Origin of the sequence: Vibrio viridaestus, from assembly GCF_003856525.1 — a bacterium.
GTDB classification, from domain to species: Bacteria; Pseudomonadota; Gammaproteobacteria; order Enterobacterales; family Vibrionaceae; genus Vibrio; species Vibrio viridaestus.
In genome coordinates, this window is the sequence record NZ_RJVQ01000024.1 from 1 (window position 1) to 2,953 (window position 2,953).

1 rRNA gene is annotated in these 2,953 nt (G+C 51.2%); it reads left to right on the top strand.

Annotated elements, in window-relative coordinates:
- Window positions 1–14: 14 nt before the first annotated feature.
- Window positions 15–2,902: ribosomal RNA gene (locus tag EES38_RS21565) — 23S ribosomal RNA — on the top strand.
- Window positions 2,903–2,953 lie beyond the last annotated feature (51 nt).

Genomic DNA, 2,953 nt, shown 5'->3' on the forward strand with positions numbered 1-2,953 from the left:
CTTTGGGGTTGTATGGTTAAGTGACTAAGCGTACATGGTGGATGCCTTGGCAGTCAGAGGCGATGAAGGACGTATTAACTTGCGATAAGCCTAGATGAGGTAGTAAAAACCACTTGAGTCTAGGATTTCCGAATGGGGAAACCCACCTGCATAAGYAGGTATYCTTACCTGAATACATAGGGTAAGGAGGCGAACCGGGAGAACTGAAACATCTAAGTACCCCGAGGAAAAGAAATCAACCGAGATTCCGAYAGTAGCGGCGAGCGAAATCGGACTAGCCCTTAAGCTTTTACAGCGTTAGGCGAAGGTTCTGGAAAGGACCGCGATACAGGGTGATAGCCCCGTAGCCGACGGCGTTGTTTGAGTGAAATCGAGTAAGGCGGGACACGTGATATCCTGTCTGAATATGGGGGGACCATCCTCCAAGGCTAAATACTCCTGACTGACCGATAGTGAACCAGTACCGTGAGGGAAAGGCGAAAAGAACCCCTGTGAGGGGAGTGAAATAGAACCTGAAACCGTGTACGTACAAGCAGTAGGAGCCCCTTCGTGGGGTGACTGCGTACCTTTTGTATAATGGGTCAGCGACTTATATTCAGTGGCAAGGTTAACCGTWTAGGGGAGCCGTAGCGAAAGCGAGTGTTAACTGCGCGTTTAGTCTCTGGATATAGACCCGAAACCGAGTGATCTAGCCATGGGCAGGTTGAAGATTGAGTAACATCAATTGGAGGACCGAACCGACTAATGTTGAAAAATTAGCGGATGACTTGTGGCTAGGGGTGAAAGGCCAATCAAACTCGGAGATAGCTGGTTCTCCCCGAAAGCTATTTAGGTAGCGCCTCGGACGAATACTACTGGGGGTAGAGCACTGTTAAGGCTAGGGGGTCATCCCGACTTACCAACCCTTTGCAAACTCCGAATACCAGTAAGTACTATCCGGGAGACACACGGCGGGTGCTAACGTCCGTCGTGGAGAGGGAAACAACCCAGACCGCCAGCTAAGGTCCCAAATTACAGCTAAGTGGGAAACGATGTGGGAAGGCTCAGACAGCTAGGATGTTGGCTTAGAAGCAGCCATCATTTAAAGAAAGCGTAATAGCTCACTAGTCGAGTCGGCCTGCGCGGAAGATGTAACGGGGCTAAGCTGTAAACCGAAGCTGCGGCAATGYGATTTATCRCATTGGGTAGGGGAGCGTTCTGTAAGCCGTTGAAGGTGTGTTGTAAAGCATRCTGGAGGTATCAGAAGTGCGAATGCTGACATGAGTAACGATAATGGGAGTGAAAAACTTCCACGCCGGAAGACCAAGGGTTCCTGTCCAACGTTAATCGGGGCAGGGTAAGTCGACCCCTAAGGCGAGGCAGAAATGCGTAGTCGATGGGAAACGGGTTAATATTCCCGTACTTCTTACTATTGCGATGGGGGGACGGAGAAGGCTAGGTGGGCCTGGCGACGGTCGTCCAGGTTCAAGTGCGTAGGCTTGGAAATTAGGTAAATCCGGTTTCCTTYAAGGCCGAGACACGATGTCGAGCTACTACGGTAGTGAAGTCATTGATGCCATGCTTCCARGAAAAGCCTCTAAGCTTCAGATAGTAAGAAATCGTACCCCAAACCGACACAGGTGGTCGGGTAGAGAATACCAAGGCGCTTGAGAGAACTCGGGTGAAGGAACTAGGCAAAATGGTACCGTAACTTCGGGAGAAGGTACGCTCTTGAYGGTGAAGTCCCTTGCGGATGGAGCTATTAGGAGTCGCAGATACCAGGTGGCTGCAACTGTTTATTAAAAACACAGCACTGTGCAAAATCGTAAGATGACGTATACGGTGTGACGCCTGCCCGGTGCCGGAAGGTTAATTGATGGGGTTATCTTCGGAGAAGCTCTTGATCGAAGCCCCGGTAAACGGCGGCCGTAACTATAACGGTCCTAAGGTAGCGAAATTCCTTGTCGGGTAAGTTCCGACCTGCACGAATGGCGTAATGATGGCCACGCTGTCTCCACCCGAGACTCAGTGAAATTGAAATCGCTGTGAAGATGCAGTGTACCCGCGGCTAGACGGAAAGACCCCGTGAACCTTTACTACAGCTTGGCACTGAACATTGAGCCTACATGTGTAGGATAGGTGGGAGGCTTTGAAGTAATCACGCCAGTGGTTATGGAGCCGACCTTGAAATACCACCCTTGTATGTTTGATGTTCTAACTTGGTCCCCTTATCGGGGATGAGGACAGTGCCTGGTGGGTAGTTTGACTGGGGCGGTCTCCTCCCAAAGAGTAACGGAGGAGCACGAAGGTGGGCTAATCACGGTTGGACATCGTGAGGTTAGTGTAATGGCACAAGCCCGCTTGACTGCGAGAGTGACGGCTCGAGCAGGTGCGAAAGCAGGTCATAGTGATCCGGTGGCTCTGAATGGAAGGGCCATCGCTCAACGGATAAAAGGTACTCCGGGGATAACAGGCTGATACCGCCCAAGAGTTCATATCGACGGCGGTGTTTGGCACCTCGATGTCGGCTCATCACATCCTGGGGCTGAAGTCGGTCCCAAGGGTATGGCTGTTCGCCATTTAAAGTGGTACGCGAGCTGGGTTTAGAACGTCGTGAGACAGTTCGGTCCCTATCTGCCGTGGGCGTTGGAGAATTGAAAGGGGCTGCTCCTAGTACGAGAGGACCGGAGTGGACGAACCTCTGGTGTTCGGGTTGTGTCGCCAGACGCATTGCCCGGTAGCTAAGTTCGGAATCGATAACCGCTGAAAGCATCTAAGCGGGAAGCGAGCCTTGAGATGAGTTCTCCCTGGCACTTTAAGTGTCCTAAAGGGTTGTTCGAGACTAGAACGTTGATAGGCAGGGTGTGTAAGCGTTGTGAGGCGTTGAGCTAACCTGTACTAATTGCCCGTGAGGCTTAACCATACAACACCCAAAGGGTTTTGTGGACTCAATGTAAGAACATTGATTGTGTAA